Source organism: Nocardiopsis alborubida (assembly GCF_012396365.1).
Classification (GTDB): domain Bacteria; phylum Actinomycetota; class Actinomycetes; order Streptosporangiales; family Streptosporangiaceae; genus Nocardiopsis; species Nocardiopsis alborubida.
The window spans coordinates 1-20605 of sequence record NZ_JAAXPG010000053.1 but is presented as its reverse complement, the minus strand read 5'-3'; the positions used below and the strand labels follow the sequence as shown (position 1 = coordinate 20605).

At 72.0% G+C, this 20605-nt stretch carries 2 protein-coding genes; both read right to left on the bottom strand.

Annotated elements, in window-relative coordinates; all coding sequences use genetic code 11:
• Positions 1 to 869: 869 nt before the first annotated feature.
• Positions 870 to 1085 carry a hypothetical protein gene (locus tag HGB44_RS30905; RefSeq protein WP_061083761.1) on the bottom strand — a complete coding sequence of 72 codons (216 nt, stop codon included), beginning with the start codon at positions 1083 to 1085 and terminating at the stop codon, positions 870 to 872.
• A complete protein-coding gene (locus HGB44_RS30900) occupies positions 1082 to 20506 on the bottom strand; it encodes a hypothetical protein (protein WP_210752407.1) in 19425 nt (6474 codons plus the stop codon). Before HGB44_RS30900 ends, HGB44_RS30905 begins: the two co-directional genes overlap by 4 nt.
• Positions 20507 to 20605 lie beyond the last annotated feature (99 nt).

The following is a 20605-nucleotide window of genomic DNA, read 5'->3' as shown; positions in this document are numbered from 1 at the left end:
GTAGACCTCGGAGGCGCGGCCTAGGGCGGCGATGCTGGCTTTGGGGATCTCGATGCCGGTGAGGGCTCTGATGGCGTCGCGTGAGGAGTCGGACATGTTCTCGTCCAACGGCATACGCGTCTCCCCCTCTGCCCCCCGGTGCCGCTACGCGGCCACGAAGGTAACACCGGAGAAATCGCGTGAATCGGTGGTTCGTTGCCCGGGCCGGAACTCTCTTCCAAGGGCCTCCTGATGAATTGCCGGAGGTCACGGGTGCGCCGTGGAGGCGGCGGAAGTTTTCTGTAACATGTTCCACCCGGTTGGTGCGCTGAGTATTTCCGCAACGGTTCTTCTGGAGCCGGGCGGATATTCTTTTCCTGTTTCCCTCGTGTCGGGGGGTGGGTCGTGGGGAGGCCGCTCCGGCGTCCGGGTGCGAGGCCTGGTGGGAGCGGCCTGAAGGCCCGGCGCTGCCGCCCGGGAGCCGGTGCCCACCGGCTCGGTTCACCGCGTTCGCGGGAGGGTTTTCTCGTCCGGAAAAGGGTGGCGGCGGGCGGAGTGGGCCGCGCGAATGAATGGGATCCGCGATCGGCTCCGGGGAGAGGAGTATTCATTCCCTGTTCTGCGGGAATTCTCCTCATGGATTCGAGGAGTGCACCCCTGTGTTGTCAGGGAATGAAACCTGGAAGAACGGCAGGCGGGGGAAACGCGCCTGTCGGGAGGATCCTGTTCTCCCCGGTCCCGCACGGGAGGGAAGATGGGAAATCGTCGCGCGCCCCTCGGAGCCGTCCGAGGCCGTCGGGAGCCTCTCGGGCGTCAGGAGGAGCACCCGGGTGTCCGCCCCGTGCCCCCGGACCGGCCGCCGTCGGCGGTCGTGTCGAAGCCGGGCCAGGTCACTCCGGTTCTTCGAAGTAGCGGACGTAGGCGTTGGACTGCGCGGCGCAGTCGTCGAATATCCGCTCGTCGGACCAGCCGCGCGTGGCGCGCAGGCGCGGGATCGCGTCGGCCGTCTCCGGGTCGTGGGCGGTGAGGGTGCCGTCGTCGTGCAGCGTCAGAAACGGCCGTGTCCGCTGCGTGCGGCGGTCCTGGGCATAGAGCACACGGGTCATCGGCCGCCCCCTGAGAACAAGCCGGTGGTTCCACGCGCGTTGCGGGCCAGCATGTCGAAGCGCTCCATCATCTCGTCGAACCATTCGGACCGGTCCAGGCGGGCGAACTCGCCGGAGAGCCCGGCGAGCCGGGCCCGCAGGAACCGGATGTCGGCCCGGGTCAGCGGGTTGGCGATCCATGCGTTGGCATCGAAGTCGTAGAAGGGCCGCATGCCGTTGGTGTAGGCCAGCCCCTCCAGGTCGGTGGGGTCCTCCGGCGTGTGCTCGTACTTGAACCAGGCCTTGCCGTGGTCGATGCCCGCGACGCGCCCTCTGCCCTGGTCCAGCCAGTTGCCCGGGTTGCGGTCGCCGTTGGCGATCAGCAGGTCCAGCAGGCCCAGCACGTGTCCGTCCCGCGTGTTCAGGAGCGGGGATCGCGGGTTGTCCAGGTGGGCGAACCCGGATTCGCCGTTCATGAAGTGCATGAACACCTCGGTCTCGCCGATGCGCAGGACACCGGGCACATTGGCACCGATGGCGCGTCCCACCAGTGAGGCGAGCTGTTCGGCGTCGGCGCGGTCACGGGCGAAGGTGGCCCCCTCGGTGTCCTTGTAGACCGCCTGGGCACCGTTGGCGAAGCGCATGAGCGTGGTACTGCCGTCGGAGCCGTCCTCGACGAGCCCCTGCTGGCTCACCACGTCGAATCCGGTGGTGTCGGCGAGGTCCTCGACACCGGCGAAGGTCCCGTTCCACAGCATGAGCCTCGCGATCCGCTCGTCATGGTCCCCGTCCCGATCCTGCGCGGTCTCCTCGGTCGAAGCCGCGGGCTGCTCGTCGTGCGCCACCGCGGAGGGGTCAGGGAACCCGGTGGCGTGCTGGTCGTTCTCCCCGTCCGCGGATGTGTTCCCCCACTGGCCTGAGGACCCGGTCACGGGGTAGGCCACGATGTCGGTCAGCGAGCTGGGCAGGGGGCGGTCGCTCCCGAAACCGGAGTCCAGGAGGCCGAAGGGGGCGTCCGGGGACTTGGGGTTGAGGAAGCCGAGGGGACCGCTTCCGTGACCGGGGTGTTTGGGGTCCATGGTGTCGAAGCCGTGGTCGTCCCGGGCCCACAGGGGCTTGAACCGGTGGTCGTCGTCGAACGGGGTGCGCAAGGGCCGGTCCCGGACCGGGGTGTCGGGGGAGTCGTACAGGGACAGGTCGTCGTCGGAGACCAGGTCCGGGACCGCGTCCAGGTCCGGGGCGGAGTCCGTGTCCGAATCGGTCTCCGGGTCCGAGTCGGTGTCGGAGAACGGGTCGCGCTGGTCCGCGGGCGCGCTGTCGCGGGTGCCCCGGCCGCCCCGGCCGCCTCCACGCGGGGAACGGCCGTCGTCCCCGCCCCTTCCGCGGTTCCCGCCGTCGCCCCCGGAACCGCGCCCGGTGCCGGAGCCGTCCCGGCCATCGGAACGGTCGTCGCCGCTCCGGTCGCCCCCGTCGCGGGAGCGGTCGCCCCCGCCGCCTCCGGTCCGGTTCTCGCCCGAGCCGTCGCCGGTGCCGTCCTCGTCCCCGCGCCCGTCCTTCGCGGGACCGTCGTCGGACGATGTCCTTCCCGGTTCCACGGCCGCGTTGATCCTCTCCAACAGCCTCCGTACGCTGTCGGCGCGCTTGCGGGCGCTGTCGGCGATCTTCCCGGCGTCGTCGCGGGCTTCCTGGGCGGTCTTCGCGGCCTCCGTGGCGTGTGCGGCCGCGGTCTCCGCCTTCTGGGCGGCCTGTTGTGCGTACCCGTGTGCGCGGCGGGCGTCGGCGGCGGCTCTGTCGGCTGTCTTCACGGCCGTGTCGGCGGCGTCCCGGGTGTTCTCGGCGATTCTCTGTGCCTCGTTCGCGCGGGCGGCGGCTTCCCGGGCTTCCCGTGCGGTGGTCTCCGCTCTGGTGCGCAGGTCCTGTGCCTGCTGGTCGAGTCGGTTCGCGTTCTGGGTGGCTCGGGCGGCGTGTTCCGCTGCTTCGCGGGCGGTCTGCCGGGCTTGCTGGGCTCGTGTTCGTGCGTCCTGCGCGGCCCGGCGGGCGGCGTCCTGCCGGGTGTCCGCCGTCCTCGCGCGCTCGTCGGCCGTGTTCTGCGCGGTCCGCGACCCCGTGTCTCCGGGGGTCCTGTTCGGCGGGTTCGCCGTCTCCCGGGTGCTGGTGCCGTCCGTCGCGGTCTGTCCGTCGGAGGAGGTCCGGGAGGTGCTTGCCGCCGCCTGTGCGGCGAGGTCCGCGGCGGTGCGGGCCGTGCGGGCGTCGGTCTCGGCCCGTGCCGCGTCTCTGGTGGCGTTCGCGGCGCGGGTGCGCACCTCGGCGGCCCTGTCGGCCGCCGTGTCCGCGGCGGTGCGGGCGTTCCTGGCAGTGTCGGTGGCCCGCTGGGCCGCCTCGCCGGCTCTCTGCGCGTTCTGGGCGGCCTGGTCCAGGAGGTTGCGGTGGTTGGAGGCGCTGGTGCTGAGTCCTTCGGCCCATGTGCGCAGGGCCTCGGCGTCCGCGGCTGTCTGGTCGGCCTTGGCCTTGGCGGTGTCGGCCTCCGTCTTCGCCTTTCCGGCGTCGGTCCGTGCTGTTTCCGCTGCCTCGTGAGTGGTGTCGGCGCGTTCGGCGATCCGCTCCAGGTCGGAGATCAGACTGTTGGCCTCGTCGCGTGCCTCGCGTGCGGCCTCATCGCGCGCGTCCTGGGCGGCCCGGTCCCCGCTGACGGGTCGGTCCCGCCCGGACAGGCCCTCCACGGCGGTGTTGAGCGCCTGGTACCGCCTGGGGGTCTCGTTGAGTTCGTCCACGAGCTCGGCGGTGGTCTCCTCCTGCCTGTCCGCGGCCTCCTGAGCGCTGGTCGCCGAGGTATCCGCCTCCCCCGCCCCGGAGACGGCCGTCCTGACCCGTTCGATGAAGGCGTCGCGGTCGGGTTCGGGCATCCTCGTGAGGGCGTCGTCGCGGGTGGTGGTGAAGGCGTCGCGTGCGGTGGTGGCGGCGGTGTGCGCCGTGTCCGCCGCCGTACGCGCGTCACGTGCCTGCTGTTCCGCCCCCGGTGAGGGGGTGTCACCGGTTTCGGACGCGGGTGCGGGCGCGTGTCCTTCGGTTCCGGCGGCGGGTGCTTCGCCGTCGGAGCCCGTGAGGATGCGGGTGCCGTTCTCCAGTTCGGTCGTGCCGTGCTCCAGGGCGATGGAGAGGTCGTTCGCGGCGTCGCGTGCGCCGCGTGCCTCCCGGTCGGCGGTGTCCGCGGCGTCGGAGGCGCGCTGGACCCGCGCGTCCACGATGTCCGTGTTCTGTTCCCGGCCGTCCCGGAGACCGCTGGAGCTGCCGGGGTCCCCGGCGGGGGCGTCGGGCTCCGGAACACGCAGGTTCAGCTCCGACAGGAAGCGGTCGACCAGTGCCTGGCTCGGCCCCGTGGGCGCGGGCGCCGGGTCCGGCGGCGGGGTCATGGTGATGGTCGGCGGGGGCGCGCTGGTGGTCGTGGTGGCGCCATCGGTGTCGCCGGTGGTCGCGGAAGTGACACCCGCGTCGCCGGCGGTGTCGCTGGTGCCGGTGGTCGTGTTGCCAGCGGTCGTGCTCCCGGTGGTGCCGGTAGCCGTGGTGTTGGTGTTCCCGGTGGTCGTGTTCCCGCTGGCCGGTGTGCGGGCCGCCGTCCCTCCGCCTCCGTCGCCGCTGACCGCGCGCACGGGGGGGACGGTGCCGCCGTCCGTCCCCTGCCCGGTGTCCCCCAACGCGGTGCGCGTGGTGTTCACGGTCTCGACCAGGGCGTCGATCTGCCGGTCGAAGTCGCGCAGCGCCTCCGTGTACTTGTCCTCCTGCGCGCTGTAGGCGCTCTCGGCGCTGCTGTCGCCCGGAGCGGCGGCGTACCTCTCGGCCAGACCCTCCAACGGGGCCCGGGTGTCGGCGTACGCGGCCTCCGCCTTGCCGAACTCCTCGCGTGCCTGGTTGACCCGGTCCATGACGGGGGCCAGGCCCTTCGCCTGGTCCGGCGTGAGGAAGCCCATCGCGACCGCGTCGGCCTCCGAGTACCAGCCGGCCATCCTGACCGTGACACTGTCCACGCTCCAGCGGGTGGGCCGGGAGTAGAACCGGGTCGACGGAGGTTTCGGGACGTTCGGGTGGAAGGCGGAGGGCGCCGTGAGCTTGCTGCCCGCGGCGAACGCCCAGGTGACGTCGTGCTCCACGAGGTAGACGGGCCCCTGGCGGAGCTGATCGGACTCCTGGTAGCCCTTGACGGCCTGGTTGGTGCCCCTTGCGGCCCCGTGGGACGAGCTGGTGTTCACGCCCGCCGCGCCGGTGTGGATGCCCTCGTGCCTGTCGTAGCCGTCGACGTCGCCGGTGGTCAGCCCGGACGGGCGTACCTCTCCGCCGCGGCCCCGGCCCCCGCCGTGGGAGTCGCCGAAGCTGTGCGTCCGGGGCTGGACGCGGGAGTCGCTGAGCTGGCTGTCCGGCAGCGCGTCCAGAATCCTCGCTCCGCGGCTGCTCGGCACGACCTTGGCGCCCCACCCGGTGCGGCTGATGTCGGTGAACTGCACCCCCTCGGAGCTGCGTGAGGCCGACGGGTACACGGCCTTGACGGCCTTGTCGGTGAGGCTGTGGTCGATCTCGTTGTACACCGGGTCCTGGCCGTAGACGTCGGCGAGGTGGGCACGCGCCGCAGCCGCCGCGGCGGGGGTGGGCTGCCCCCCGGCGGGGGTGCCGGCGGGCGGCTGCCAGCCGAGGGACTGCGCGATGACGACGTTGGCCTTGTCGCGCAGCGCCTGTCCGCGGTCCTGCACCATGGCCGGCTTGGTGACGGCGGTGTCGCTGCCGGGCCGGGGACCGGTGTTCTTCGCCCAGTCGAGCAACGCTTCGGACACGGACGTGTGGACGGGGGCTCCGCCGCCGTCCTCCGGAGGGTTGGGGGCGCGGTCGTCCCCGGTCGTGCCGGTTCCCGTCCGGTCGATGGTGGTGTCGCCGCCCTCCGGGGCCGGAGGGGTGTTCCGGTCGGGACGAGCGGTCCCCGTGGAGCCGGTGCCGTCCGTGGACGTGGCGATGGCGGGAGGCGCCGGCAGGTCGGTGCCGGTGTTCTGGGCGCCGTCTCCCGTGGTGGTTGCCGCCGAGGGGTCGAAGGTCATGTACGCGAACGGGTACAGCGTCTCGACCCGCCCGCTGTCAGCGGTGCCCGTGTACGTCGATCGCGGCGGGTTGCCGTTCTCCCCGCCCTTGGGTTCGCCGAGTTCGAGGGTGAGGGTCAGCGTCGTGTCCGCGCCGACCTTCGCGTACGGCGTGTTCAGGTGCAGTTCGACGGTGCGGGCGTCGTCCTGGGACTGCCCGGAGGAGCGCCCGTCGCTGCTGGAGGAGGACACCGCGCCGGCGGGGGAGAGGAACAGCGGACGGTGCTCCGGCTGCCCCTCCGGCCCCTGGTCGTCCTGGGCGTAGGGAAGGGGTTGCAGCAGCACGCCGTCCGCGCCCACCGTCGTCCCGGTCCCCCTGTTCTGGGAGTTCGCGTCGGTCGCCTTCCACGTGTGCGACTCGATGTAGTAACCGGACTGGCCGACGTACGAGACGTCGGTGCGGCTCGGGTCCCTGGTCAGGTTCACGTAGACCTTCGCCGCGGTGGCCGAGCGCATGACGTGCGGATGCGAGTCCGAGGTGGGCTCCGGACCCAGCGCGCGGACCTTGACCGGCACCGGGACGGTGGAGTCCGGGTTCTGGCCCAGGTGCGTGGTCAGCTTCTGGAGCAGGAGCTCCCGGCCGCCGCTCGTCAGCTCCAGTCCGTTCGAGGCGAGGTCGTTCACCAGGGCCTGGATGGCGGCCTCGGGGTCGGCGGGCTGGATCTGCCTGCCGTTGTCCTCGAATCCGGGCCGCACCTGCGCGGTGTCGGGCGTCTTCGGGTTGGGCTGCGGGCTCAGGTTCACCCCCGTCCCGCTCTCGTCGCGGGTCGCCCGGTCCATCACCAGCCCCTCCTGCTGGGCGTCACGGGAGTGCACGTAGCCCGCGAGCAGGTTCTCGACGGGAGCGGTCCAGCCGTGGAACAGGGTCTTCCAGTTCAGGGGCGGGCCGATGCTCCAGTTCTTCAGGAACTCGATCGCCTGGGTGAGGTGGCCGGAGGCGCGGAAGGCGTACACCTTGGTGTTGTCCGGGATGAACAGCACCGACGACGTGAACGAGGTCGCCTGGGTGTGCGACGTGCCGCGGGAGAAGAACGTGCGGGAGAGGGAGGTTCCGAACACCGGGATCGGTCTGACGGCCTCGGAGGGCAGGGAGTCGTCGGAGGGGTACGGGTTCGGGTTGCGGGTCCCGCCCCCGCCGAACCTGAGGCCGAGGCTGCGGGTCCGGGGGGAGCTGGTGAACGACAGGGTCACCTCGCTGCCGCCGTTCCACCGCATCTGGGCGTCGATGGGGCGGAAGTCGGTGACGGTGTCGATCTCGACCTTGGTGGCGATGGTGGCGCGGACGTCGTGCGGTGACCAGAAGCCGCCGCTCATCTCCTGGCGGATGCGGGAGCCCGACGGTGTGGTCACGCTCTTGCTCGCGGCGAGTTCCTCCCCCGACAGGTGGTTCTCGAACTGCCGCCCGCCTCCGGACGCCTGGGAGAGGAACGACTCCAACTTGCGCCGGTATCCGTCGTGGAGGCCGCTGCGCGTGTCGGAGAAGGTCCGGTACGTCTCCTCCAGCAGCCCGCGCATGCCCCGGCTCCCGGCGTCGAAGTGGGTGTTCACGCGCTCGATGGTGCCGCCGATGCGGCGGATCGCCTGGGCGCGGGCCTGGTCCAGGGTCGGCGGGCCCTGCGGGGGCCGGTTGTCCGGGGCGCCGTCCCCGTCCCGGTCGCCTCCCGCCGGAGCGGTCTGCGGCGTCGTCCCGGTGTTCGCGGTGCCGTCGGGGGGAGGCGGCGTGGTGAGGACGACGGCCTGGTCGTTGCCGGTGCCGGTGGTGTTCTGGGGAAGGGGGGTGTTCTCAGCGCTCCCGCTGAACAGGCGCCCCCAGTTGTGCACGAACCCGTCCCGGATGACGGTCCACCGGCCTCCCCGGTCATCTCCCGCCGTGCCGTCGGGGGTGTTCTGCGGGACGAAGTTCCGGACGATCATGTCCCGTGCCTGCTCGGGCGTGAGCGGTTGCCGACCGCCGGTCGTGGCGGGCGCCGTGTCCCCGGAGGTGTTCTCCTGCGCGGAGTCCTCTCCCCGTGTGTCGGCGGCGGCCTCGGGGGTGTTCCGCGCCTCCCGACCGTCGGAGGAGGTGGCGGTCCCGCCGTCGCGGGTCGTGCCCGTCGGGTCGGACACGGTGTCCGGGGAGTCGGAGGCCACCGGCGGCATCTTGGGTGTGAGGAGGAAGGCCACGGCCTCCATCCCGTCCCCCAGGAGCGGGACGCCGTGTTCGCGTTGGGGCCGGTCGTCGCGCGCCATCCCGATGTCGTCGTTCTCGAACAGCCGCGCGGTGAAGCGGGTGCGGGACGTCCACACGTCGGAGTCCCCGTTGAACAGCACCGTCTCCTCGGAGCTGTGGGAGAGGCCCTGACTGGAGCCCTTGCTCTTGTTCAGGGACCCGTTCAACGAGACCGAGGGGTTTCCCATGACCCGGGGGACGCCGCGCGCGTCGGCGCCGGCGTCGGTGCGCACGCTGGCGCCCGCGGTGAGGCTGAGCGCGTGGTTGAAGCTCGACCCCTTCGTGGTGGTGATGCCGGCCGACCCCGCGAACCGGGCGCCCCCGCCGGCGGTCGTGTCGTGCCGGTGCACCAGGCGGTCGAAGTCGCCGTAGACGCGCACGGTCACGGTCTCGGGGCGGCCGCCCCCGTCCTCGCGGATCATCGTCGGGTCGATCACGGCGGATTCCTTGAGGCGGACCGGAATGCCGTTGCCGGGCAGGTCGGGCGCACCGCTCCTGAGCCCGGACTCGGAGAGCGCGTTGATGACCTTCAGGGTGTTCTGCTGTGCCACGTCCACGTTGCGGCGCAGGCCCCAGCGCTCGCGGAAGCTGCGCGTCGGTCCGTCCGCACCCATGTGGCTGGGGCGGACGGCGTAGTCCTTGCCGGTCCGAGCCAGCTCCGGGATGACCATGCCGGGGCGCTCCTCGGCGATGCCGCTGAGCACGCGGTAGGCCAGGTCCCTGTAGAACGGGTCCTGTGGTGAGGGAGACGTCTGGGTGTCGCCGTCAGCGCTGTCGTTCCCGGTGGTGCCCGTCGTCTCGCCGTCGTCCGCGGGAGCGGCCGGGGGAGCGTGGCCGAACCCGCGTACGGTGGCCCCGCTCAGGTCCGTGGGGCGGTCCGCCGCGAGGTTGGGGAACGGGGGCCGGGGCGGCGCGGACGGTTCGCCGTCCGGGTCCGGGACCTTGGGAGGTTCACCGTTGAGCAGGCGGGCGTCCTCGACCGTGAGCAACTCGATGGAGCTGCCCTCGAAGCGGTGCGGCCCCGTCGCGTCCCCGAAGTCGACGTAGAAGTCGCGCTGCACGTCGTAGGCCGCGTGGCCGGAGGGGGCGTGCACGACATGGCTGCTCGTCCCCGAGGTGTTCAGGGTGACCCCTGTGCTCTTCTCGAAGGTCCCCGAGTACTCCAGGAAGGGCGCTTCGAGCCGGACGCTCTTGCCGTTGGGCAGCATGAGCCAGATGCCGAGGCCGCCGCCGACCGAACCGGACACCACGGTGGACTGCTTCACGCTGGAGGAGTCGCTCTTCACCGTGGTGTTGCTGTGCACGAAGTCGACCAGACCGGGGGCGAAGTCCTTGCGGTCGTACTCGGTCGCCACCGACCACATGTCCATGGCGATGGGGCGGCTGCCGGGGATCTCAATCAGGATGCGCGCGGGACTGTTGCTCATCTGCGGCAGGTACTGCTGCATCCGTTCGTTGTCGAAGGTGTGCTCGATCCGCTCGCGGTACTCGTTGTCGCGCCGCTCCCGGCTGGAGGGTTTGCGGTCGCTGCTCTGATCCCCCTCGGGGCGGGGCCCCAGGATGCGGTCGGCGAGCCAGGTGCCGAGGGTGCTCTTCCCCGGTCGGCCGCCGCTGCCCGTCGTCGCGGTGGAGGTGCTGTCGTCGCGGTCGCTCTCGCCGCTGGTGTCGCCACCGTCCGGAGCCGTGGCGGGAGGCGGGGGGACCGGGGAGAAACGGGTGATCTCGATCGGGTGGCCGGTGCCCATGAACGGCCGGTTGACCGGCGGGCGGTGCCCGTTCTCGTCCGCCGGTCCGTTGTCGGGCACGATGCGCCGGGGGGCGGCGTCGGGGGCGGAGACCGCCTCGCCCGGCAGGTTCATGGCGAGGCCGTTGTAGGCGGTCACCTCCCGGACACGCGGCGCGGTGAGGCCGGGGCCGGTGACGGACGTCCGCATGCGCAGGTCGCCGACGTAGAGGGTAGGGGCGCCGAGCTGTTCGATGCCGCTGGCGGCGTTGGCGCTGGTCGAGGCCGACCCGGAGGTGCCCCGGACCCTCTTGCCGCCGCGTCCGCCGACAGCGGCGATCGGCCCGGCGTCGTTGCCGTTGACGCCGGTCATGTAGAAGGGGCTCATCGTGAACTTGCCGCCGAAGGTCTTGCCCCCGCCGCGTGACCCGCCGTCGCTGGACTCCACTCCGAGGCCGGTGTCGTGGAGCCTCAGGAACCTGGAGTCCCCGCCGTTCAGAGCCGTGGTGTCGACATGGTAGAAATCGCCGTCGTCGGGGCGCAGGTCGATGTCGACGCTCCACGTCTGCCCGTCGTGGGTGGTGCTGACCGTCTGTCCGCCCTCACGGAGGAAGGGGCGCGGCCCCTCCTTCCCGAGGATGCCGGCCACGCTGTTCACGATCCCCCGCCGTGCGGAGTCGGGCATGTCCGGAGTGGTGCTCAGGACATCGCTGACGAACCCCTCCAGGTGCTCGGCGAAGAGCATGTGCGGCCCGAGGACGTTGGACGTGGCCAGGTAGCCCAGGTCGTAGCTCTGACCGCTCCGGTCCGGCACGAGGCTGCCGTCGTAGGCGGGGGCCGGGAGCGGCCGGGGCGGCGGCGCGTCCTCCGGCGGGGTTTCCTCCCGGGTGCTCCGGTTCGGGTCCCCGCTGGTCCCGGTGCCGGTGTCGTTCCTGTCGCCGGTCGGGCTTCCGTCCTGGGGAAGGGGGGGAACGGGGGGATCGGTGCTGAGGGAGCCGAGCGGGATGTCACCGCTGGTTCCGCCGAGGGGGACAGGGCCGGTGTCGCCGCTCGGGTCTCCGGAGAGCTCCCGGACGGCCATGACGGTGATGGGCTGGTTGGGGCGTAGCAGGTCGGCCTGCATCCGGGCGAGGTCGGTGTAGTTGAGGTAGGCCTCGTTGGCCTGGCGCTGCGTCTCGTAGGCGCGGGCGCGCAGGTCGGCGGCGTCGGGGCGGCCCCGGCTCTCAGCCTCCCGGGTCTGGCCGACCAGGTCCTGGGCGCGTTGGTAGCGGCTGATCGCGTCCTTGATGCTGGCCGAGACCAGGTCCTGGAGCCGGGCGGCGGCGGTGATCCTGGCCGACGCGGCCTGGGGGGAGGGGCGGCCCCGATCACTGGTGTTCGCAGGAGCGGAGCCGTCCTGGTCGCCTCCGCCCCGGGAGCGGTCGCGGTGGTCCGGTTCCGTGCCGCGGCCCCTGTCGCCGCCTTCGGTGTCGCGTCCGGTGTCGGAGCCGCGCCCGTCCTCGGAACGGTCGCCGTCGTCGCCGCTCCGGTCGCCGCCGTCGTGGCGGCTGCTGTCCGGTCCGTCTCCGCCCTGGCCGCCGTCCCTGTCGTCGTCCCTCTCCCGGCCGTCGTCGGACGATGTCCTTCCCGGTTCCACGGCCGTGTTGATCCTCTCCAACAGCCTCCGTACGCTGTCGGCGCGCTTGCGGGCGCTGTCGGCGATCTTCCCGGCGTCGTCGCGGGCTTCCTGGGCGGTCTTCGCGGCCTCCGTGGCGTGTGCGGCCGCGGTCTCCGCCTTCTGGGCGGCCTGTTGTGCGTACCCGTGTGCGCGGCGGGCGTCGGCGGCGGCTCTGTCGGCTGTCTTCACGGCCGTGTCGGCGGCGTCCCGGGTGTTCTCGGCGATTCTCTGTGCCTCGTTCGCGCGGGCTGCGGCTTCCCGGGCCTCCCGTGCGGTGGTCTCCGCTCTGGTGCGCAGGTCCTGTGCCTGCTGGTCGAGTCGGTTCGCGTTCTCGGTGGCTCGGGCGGCGTGTTCCGCTGCTTCGCGGGCGGTCTGCCGGGCTTGCTGGGCTCGTGTCCGTGCGTCCTGCGCGGCCCGGCGGGCGGCGTCCTGCCGGGTGTCCGCCGTCCCCCGGGAGTCGGTGCCGTCGGACGTCGTCCGCCCGTCGGGCGGGGCCGGGGAGGTGCTTGCCGCCGCCTGTGCGGCGAGGTCCGCGGCGGTGCGGGCCGTGCGGGCGTCGGTCTCGGCCCGTGCCGCGTCTCTGGTGGCGTTCGCGGCGCGGGTGCGCACCTCGGCGGCCCTGTCGGCCGCCGTGTCCGCGGCGGTGCGGGCGTTCCTGGCAGTGTCGGTGGCCCGCTGGGCCGCCTCGCCGGCTCTCTGCGCGTTCTGGGCGGCCTGGTCCAGGAGGTTGCGGTGGTTGGAGGCGCTGGTGCTGAGTCCTTCGGCCCATGTGCGCAGGGCCTCGGCGTCCGCGGCTGTCTGGTCGGCCTTGGCCTTGGCGGTGTCGGCCTCCGTCTTCGCCTTCTCGGCGTCGGTCCGTGCTGTTTCCGCTGCCTCGTGAGTGGTGTCGGCGCGTTCGGCGATCCGCTCCAGGTCGGAGATCAGACTGTTGGCCTCGTCGCGCGCGTCCTGGGCGGCCCGGTCCCCGTCGGCTGACCGCTCACGCCCGGACAGGCCCTCCACGGCGGTGTCGAGCGCCTGGTGTCGGGTCAGGGCCCCGCCGAGGTCGTTCCCGAGTTCGGTGACGGTGCCCTTGTGCTTGTCGGCGGTCCTCTGGGCGGCGGTGGACGCGTTCTCGGCTGCCGTGGCGGCCGTCTCGACCTGTTCGGCGGAGGCGTCCCGACTGGGTTCGGGTTCCCTCGTGAGGGCGTCGTCGCGGGTGGTGGTGAAGGCGTCGCGTGCGGTGGTGGCGGCGGTGTGCGCCGTGTCCGCCGCCGTACGCGCGTCACGTGCCTGCTGTTCGGCCCCCGGTGAGGGGGTGTCGCCGGGCGCGTGTCCTTCGGTTCCGGCGGCGGGTGCTTCGCCGTCGGAGCCCGTGAGGATGCGGGTGCCGTTCTCCAGTTCGGTCGTGCCGTGCTCCAGGGCGGTGGAGAGGTCGTTCGCGGCGTCGCGTGCGTCGCGTGCCTCCCGGTCGGCGGTGTCCGCGGCGTCGGCGGCGCGCTGGACCCGCGCGTCCACGGTGTCCGCGTCCCGGGCCGGGGTGTCGGACTCCGCGGCGGCGAGGTTCAGTTCCGCACGGAAGCGGTCGGCCAGCGCCTGGCCCGGCCCCGTGGGCGCGGGCGCCGGGTCCGGCGGCGGGGTCACGGTGATGGTCGGCGGGGGCGCGCTGGTGGTCGTGGTGGCGCCATCGGTGTCGCCGGTCGCGCTGGCGGTCGCGGTGTTGTCGGCGGGGGCCGGTACGCGGGGCGTGCTCCCTCCGCTTGTGTCGCCGCTCGACGTACGCCCGGGGGAAACGGTGCCGCTGTTCGTCTCCTGCCCGGTGTTCCCCAACGCGGTGCGCGTGGTGTTCAGGGTCTCGACCAGGGCGTCGATCTGGTCGTCGAAGTCGCGCAGCGCCTCCGTGTACTTGTCCGCCTGCTTTTCGTAGGCGCTCTGGGAGCTCCTGTCGCCCGGAGCGGCGGCGTACCTCTCGGCCAGGCCCTCCAGCGGGGCCCGGGTGTCGGCGTACGCGGCCTCCGCCTTGCCGAACTCCTCCTGCGCCTTGCGGATCCTGTCCTTGACGGGGGCCAGGTCCGTGGCCTGGTCCGGCGTGAGGAAGCCCATCGCGATCGCGTCGGCCTCCGAGTACCACTTGGCCATCCGGATCGTGGTCTGGTCCACGATCCAGCGGGTGGGCCGGGAGTGGAGCGGGGCCTGCGGAAGGCTCGGGTCGTTCCGGTGGAAGGCGGCGGGCGCCGTGAGCTTGCTGCCCGCGGCGAACGCCCAGGTGACGTCGTGCTCCACGAGGTAGAAGGGCCCCTGGCGGAGCTGGTCGGACTCCTGGTAGCCCTTGACGGCCTGGTTGGAGCCCGATGCGGCCCCGTGGGACGAACCGGTGTTCGCAGCCGCCGAACCGGTGTGGATGCCCTCGTGGCGGTCGTAGGCGGGGCTCTCGGTGGTTATCCCGGCGGGGCGCAACCCGCCCCCGAAGCTCCGGCCCCCGCCGTGGGAGCTGCCGAAGCTGTCCGTCCGGGGCCGGACGCGGGAGTCGCTGAGCTGGCCGTCCGGCCGCGCGTCCAGGATCTTCGCTCCGCTGCTGCTCGGCAGGGCCTTGGCGCCCCACTCGGTGTGGTTGCTCCGTACGACCCTGTCGATCCACCCGGGGAGTTCGATGTCGGGGAACTGCACGCCCTCGGGGTTGCGCGAGGCCGACGGGTCTATCGCCTTGATGGCCTCGTCACTGAGGCTGGCGTCGATGACGTTGTAGACCGGGTCCAGGCCGTAGACGTCGGCGAGGTGGGCCCGCGCCGCGTTCGCCGTGTCCTCGACCGACTGTTCTCCTTCGGGGGTGCCGGAAGACGGCTTCCAGCCGGCGGACCGCGCGATGACGATGTTGGCCTGGTCGCGCAGCGCCTGTCCGTGGTCCTGCACCGCGGCCGTCAGCGCGAGGACGGAGTCGCTGCCGGGACGCGGACCCGCGTCACGGGTCCACGTGCGCAGCGCGTCGTCCTGGGAGGCGTAGATGGGGGCTCCGGGCCGCCGCGCCGGGCCGGAGTCCGTCCGGTCGCCGGTGGTGTCGCCGCCTTCCGGGGCCGGAGTGGTGTTCTGGTCGGCCGGAGCGGTGCCGGTGGAGCCGGTGCCGTCCGTGGACGTGGCGAGGGCGGGGGCCGGCGGAGGCGACAGCGTGTCGGTGCCGGTCTCCTGCGTGCCGCCTTCCGGGGTGTCCGTCGCCGGGGGGTCGAAGGTCATGTACGCGAACGAGTACAGCGTGTCGACCCGTCCGCTTTCAGCGCTGACCTCGTAGGACGATTTCGGCTGGTTGCCGTTCGTCCCGCCCTGGGGTTCGTCGAACTGGAGCCTGAGCTTGAGGGTCGTGTCCGCGCTGACCTTCGCGTACGGGGTTTTCAGGTGCAGCTCGATGGTGCGGGCGTCGTCCTGGGACTGTCCGGAGGAGCGTCCGTCGCTGCTGGAGGAGGACATCTCCCCGGCGGGGGAGATGAACAGGAAGCGGTGCCCCGGCTGTTCGTCCGGACCCTGGTCGTCCTGGGCGTAGGGCGGGGGTTGCAGCGCTACGGCGTCCAGGTTCGCCGTCGTTCTGGTCTCCTCGCTCCGCGAGTGCGCGTCGGTCGTCTTCACCGTGTGCGACTCGATGTAGTAGTCGGACTGGCCGGCGTGCGAGACCTTGGTGCTTTCCGGGTCCCTGACCAGTTCCACGTAGAGCTTCCCCGCGGAGCTCGAACGCTGTGGCCGGAGCTTCGAGTCCGGGGCGGGCTCCGGACCCAGCGCGCGGACGTTGAGCGGCAGCGGTGCGGTGGGGTCCGGGTTCTGGGCCAGATGCGTGGTCAGCTGCTTCAGCAGGGCCTCCCGGCCGCCGCCGAGCGTCAGCTCCAATCCGTTCGAGGCGAGGGCGTCCACCAGGGCCTGGGCGGCGGCCTCGGGGTTGGCGGGCTGGATCTGCCTGCCGTTGTTCTCGAACCCCGGGCGCACCCGCGCGTTTTCGGGCTTCTTCGGGGGGTCCTGGGGGCTCAGGTCCACTCCGTCGCCGTCGCGGGTCGCCTTGTCCAGCACCATCCCCTCTTCCTGGGCGTCGCGGGAGTGCACGTAGCCCGAGGCCAGATCCGTGACCGGACGGGTCCACCCGCGGAACAGGGTCTTCCAGTCCAGGGTCGGGCCGATGCTCCAGTTCTTCACGAACTCGTTGAGGAGGGTGAGGTGGCCGGAGGCGCGGAAGGCGTACACCTTGGTGTTGTTCGGGATGAACAGCACCGACGACGAGAACGTGGTCGCCCGGGTGTCCGATGTGCCCCGGGAGAGGAGCGTGCGGGAGAGGGAGGTTCCGAACACCGGGATCGGTCTGACGGCCTCGTTGGGCAGGGAACCGTCGGAGGGGTACGGGTTCGGGTTGTGGGCCCCGCCCCCGCCGAACCTGAGGCCGAGGCTGCCGGTCAGGGAGGAGGAGGCGGACAGGACCGTCTCGCTGCCGCCGCCCCACCGCATCTGGGCGTCGACGGGGCGGAAGTCGGTGACGGCGTCCATCTCGCTCCGGGTGGCGCTGGTCACCCGGACTTTGTGCGGTGACCAGAAACGGCTGCTCATCTCGTAGCGGGAGCGGGAGCCCGACTGGCTGAACAGGCTCTTGTCCGTGGCGAGTACCTCCGACGACAGGGACTGCTCGATCCGCTGACCGTTCCCGGGCGACCGGGAGAGGTGCGACACGCGCTTGCGCGTGAATCCGTCTTCGGAGAAGGACCGGTACATCTGCTCCAGCAGCCCGGGCTGCTGGTCCCTGGCGCCGAAGTGGGTTCTCACGTGCTCGATGAAGGCGCCGGCGCGGTGGAGCGCCCGGGCGCGGTGCTGTCCCAGGTTCGGCGGCGGGTCCTGCGGCGCCCGGTCGTCCGGGGAGCCGTCCCCGCTCCGGTCCCCTCCGGGGGGAGCGGTCTCCGGCGTCGTGCCGGTGGTGGTGCCCGTGGTGCCTCCGGGGGGAGGCGGTGGGGCGGGGACGACCGCCTGGTCGCCGTCGGTGCCCGTGACCGTGGTGGTGTCCGCGGGAGGCGCGGTGGTGTCCGGGGAGGGGGCGGCGGTCTCGGCGCCTCCGCCCAACAGGCGTCCCCAGGTGTGCACGGCCCCGTCCCGGACGACGGTCCACAGGCCGCTCCGCTCGCTGCCCGCCGTACCGCCGGAGGCGGTGGGCCTCAGGGTGAGCATGTCCTTCACCTGCTCGGGCGGGAGCGCCTGCCAGTCGTCGGTCGTGTCGGTGTCCGTCTGCGCGGGGTCCGAGGCGGTCGGGGACGCCTTGGGCGTGAGGAGGACCATCTGGGTGTCCAGCCCGTCCCCCAGGAGCGGTGTCCCGTGTTCGTGCTGGGGCCTGCCGTCGCGCGTCATTCCGAGGTCGTCGTTCTCGAACAGCCGCGCGGTGAAGCGGGTGCGGGACGTCCACACGTCGGAGTCCCCGTTGAACAGGACCGTCTCCTCGACGCTGCGGGAGATGCTCTGAGCGGATGACCTGCCGAAGCCCAAGGAGGTGAGCAGCGCGACCACCGGGTTCCCCATCCGCCTGGGGACACCGCGTGCGTCGGCGTTGGCGTCGTCGCGCACGCTGCCGCCGACGGTGAAACTCAGCGAGTGGTTGAGGTTCGTCCCCTTCGTGGTGGTGATGCCGGATGAGCCCGCGAGCCGGACACCGCCGCTGGAGGTCGTCTCGAACCGGTGCTCGAGTTTTCCGAACTCGCCGTAGACGCGCAGGGTCACGTGGTCGGGGCGCAGGCCCCGGTCCGCGCGGGCCGTCTTCACGTCGATCGCGGCGGTTTCCTGGAGACGGACCGGGATGCCGTCGTAGGGCAGGTCGGACTTGCTGCTCTTGATGCGGGACTCGGAGAGCGCGTCCCTGACCTTCTGGGTGTTCGCCTTCGCCACGTCCGCGTTGCGCCTTCCGCCCCAGCGCTCGCGGAAGCTGCGGACCGCGTCCGGCTCCATGTGGCTGGGGCGGACGGCGTAGTCCTTACCGGTCCGGGCCAGGTCCGGGATGACCATTCCGGGGTGCTTCTCGGAGATGGCGCTGAGCACCTTGTACGCCAGGTCGTCGTAGAACGAGCCCTCTGGTGAGTTGTGCGTCCTGGTGTCGCCGTCGGTGCCGTCGTTCCCGGTGGTGTCCGTCGTGTTCGCGGCCCCCGTGCTGCTGGTCCCTGTGTTCCCAGTGGTGCTGCTTGTGGTGTTGGTGTTTCCGGTGGTGCCAGTGGTCCCACCGTTGTTCGCCGGAGCGACCGGGGGAGCCTGGCCGAACCCGAGCACGGTGGACCCGCTCAGGTTCGTGGGGCGGTCCACCGCGAGGTTCGGGAACGGGGGCCGGGGCGGCGCGGCCGGTCCGTCGGTCGAGGACGGGGGCTTGGGCAGTTCACCGTTGAGCAGGCGGGCGTCCTCGACCGTGAGCAGCTCGACGGAGCTGCCCTCGAAGCGGTGTGCCTGCGGCTCGCCCTGGATGTGGACGTAGAAGTCGCGCTTGACGTCGTAGGCCGCGTGGCCGGACGGGGCGTGCACGATATCGGTGATCGTCCCCGAGGTGTTCTGGACGGTCCCCGTGCTGTTCTTGAGCGTCGCCGAGTACTCCACGGCAGGAGCTTCGAGCCGGATGCTCCTGCCGTCCGGCAGATCGATCCAGATGCCGAAGCCGCTGCCGATCGAACCGGACACCGTGGTGGAGTGCTGCACGTTGGAGGAGACGCTCTTGACCGTGGTGTTGCTGTGCACGAAGTCGACCAGACCGGGGGCGAAGTCCTTGCGGTCGTACCGGGTCGACACCGACCACATCCGCATGTACCGGGTACGGCTTCCGGGGATCTCGATCCGGATGTTCGCGGAACCGTTGGACATCTGCGGCAGGTACTGCTGCACCTGGTCGTTGTCGAAGGCGGCCTCGATCCGTGCGCGGTACTCGTCGTTGCGCTTCTCCCTGCCGGAGAGGGCGCGGCCGTCGCCCCGGTTCCCGCCGGGGCGGGGGCCCAGGAGGTGGTCGGCCAGCCAGGTGCCGAGGGTGTTCTGCCCTGGTCGGCCACCGTCGCCCGTCGTCGCGGTGTCGGTGCTGTCGTCGGACGTGGTGTTCCGACCGGCCCCGCTATCGGATGCCGGTGGGACCGGGGAGAAACGGGTGACCTCCAGCGGGTGTCCGGTACCGATGAACGGGCGGTTCACCGGCTGGTGGTGCCCGTTCGCGTCCCTGGGTCCGTTGTCGGGCACGATGCGCTGGGGGCCGTCGGAGACCACCACCTCGTCCGGCAGGTTCATGAGCAGCCCGTTGTACGAGGTCCCCTCCTGGACGCGCGGCGCGGTGAGGCCGGGCCCGGTGACGGACGTCCTCATGCGCAGGTCGCCGACGTAGGCGTTCGGGGGGCCGAGCAGCTCGATGCCGGTACCGGAATTTGCGCTGACCGAGGCCGATCCGCCGGTGCTCCGGACCTGGGAGCCGCCGCGTAGGCCGATGGAGAAGATCGGCCCGGCGTCACTGCCGCTGACGTTGCCCAGGTAGACGGGGCTCGCCGTGAACCTGGGGCCGAAGGATCCGCCTCCGTCCTGGGAACCGGCTTCGCTGGAGGACACCCCGGGTCCGGCGTTGTTGAGCCTCAGGTACCTGGAGTCCTCGCCGCTCAGGGACTCGGTCTTGAAGTGGTAGAAGTCGCCGTCGAGTGGGCTCAGGTCGATGTCGGCGCTCCACGTCTGCCCGTCGTGGGCGGCGCTGACGGTGTGCCCGCCCTCGCGGAGGAAGGGGCGCGGTCCCTCCCGCGTGAGGATGGCGGCCACACCGTCCACGATCTGCTGTCGTGCGGTGTCGGGCATGCCCGGCGTGCTGGCCAGGACGTCGTTGACGAACCCGTGCAGGTGCTCGGCGAAGAGCATGTTCGGACCGAGGAGGTTGGACGTGGTCAGGTAGCCCAGGTCGTACGGCGTGTTCCGGTCCGGGACGAAGGTGCCGTCGTAGGTGGGGCCCGGGGGCTGCTGCGGCGGGGTTCCCTCCGGCTGTGTTCCCTCCGGAGGTGCGCCCTCCTGGTGGACGGGGGAGTCGGTGCTGAGGGGGCCGAGCGGGATGTCCCCGCTGGTCCCGCCCAGGGGGACGGGGCCGGTGTCGCCGCTCGGGCCCGCCGGGGTCTCCAGACCGGCCGGAGGGGCGGATTCGGGGGAGCGGTCGTCCAGCGCCCCGGAGAGGAGATCGGTGTCTTCGGCCTGCGGCGGCCCGCTCTCCGTCCTGACGGTGGTATCGCTGTGGTCGGCGCGTTCTTCGGCGCGTTCTTCGGCGCGTTCTTCGGCGCGTTCTTCGGCGCGTTCTTCGGCGCGTTCTTCGGCGGCGGTCGGCGAAGGCGGAGGGCCGTCCTCCGACTCCGTCCGCTGCTCGGAAACGCTCACGGTGTCGGGGTTCGCGCGCTGTTCGTTCGTCGAGCTGTCGTGGTCGTCCTGCCCGGTGGTGTCGCCGGTGGTCCCGGTCTCCGTAGCGGGAGGCGCGCTCTCGGCGGCGGTGCGCACGTCGTCGCTGGCCGATCGGTCGACGGCGGTGCCCGGGGTGATGGTGTCGTTGGTGTGCTGGGGTGAGCGTTCACCGCTGTTGCGTTCGGTGGATGCGGAGCGCTGTCCGGTGTCGGTCAGTCCCAGGCCGTGGGCGAGGGAGTCGAGGTCGGTGCCGCTGGTCCCGGTGCCGTTCTCGTCGGGGTCTCGTACCTGTCCGGTGATGTCGGTGACGGCGAAGGCGAAGAGGTTGTTGGAACCGGCCGGGCCGGAGAGTCCCATCGCGTTCATGCGCGTGTTCAGTCTCATGCGCGCCGCCGAACCCGGAGGGGTCAGGTCGGCGATGGACCGCGCCCGGTCGAGGGCGGCCGTGGTCGCGGCGTCGTCGTG

Excerpts from the sequence above, each read along its gene's own strand:
- HGB44_RS30905 (WP_061083761.1), bottom strand. The coding sequence starts at position 1,085 with ATGACCCGTGTGCTCTATGCCCAGGACCGCCGCACGCAGCGGACACGG.
- HGB44_RS30900 (WP_210752407.1), bottom strand. The coding sequence starts at position 20,506 with ATGAACGCGATGGGACTCTCCGGCCCGGCCGGTTCCAACAACCTCTTC.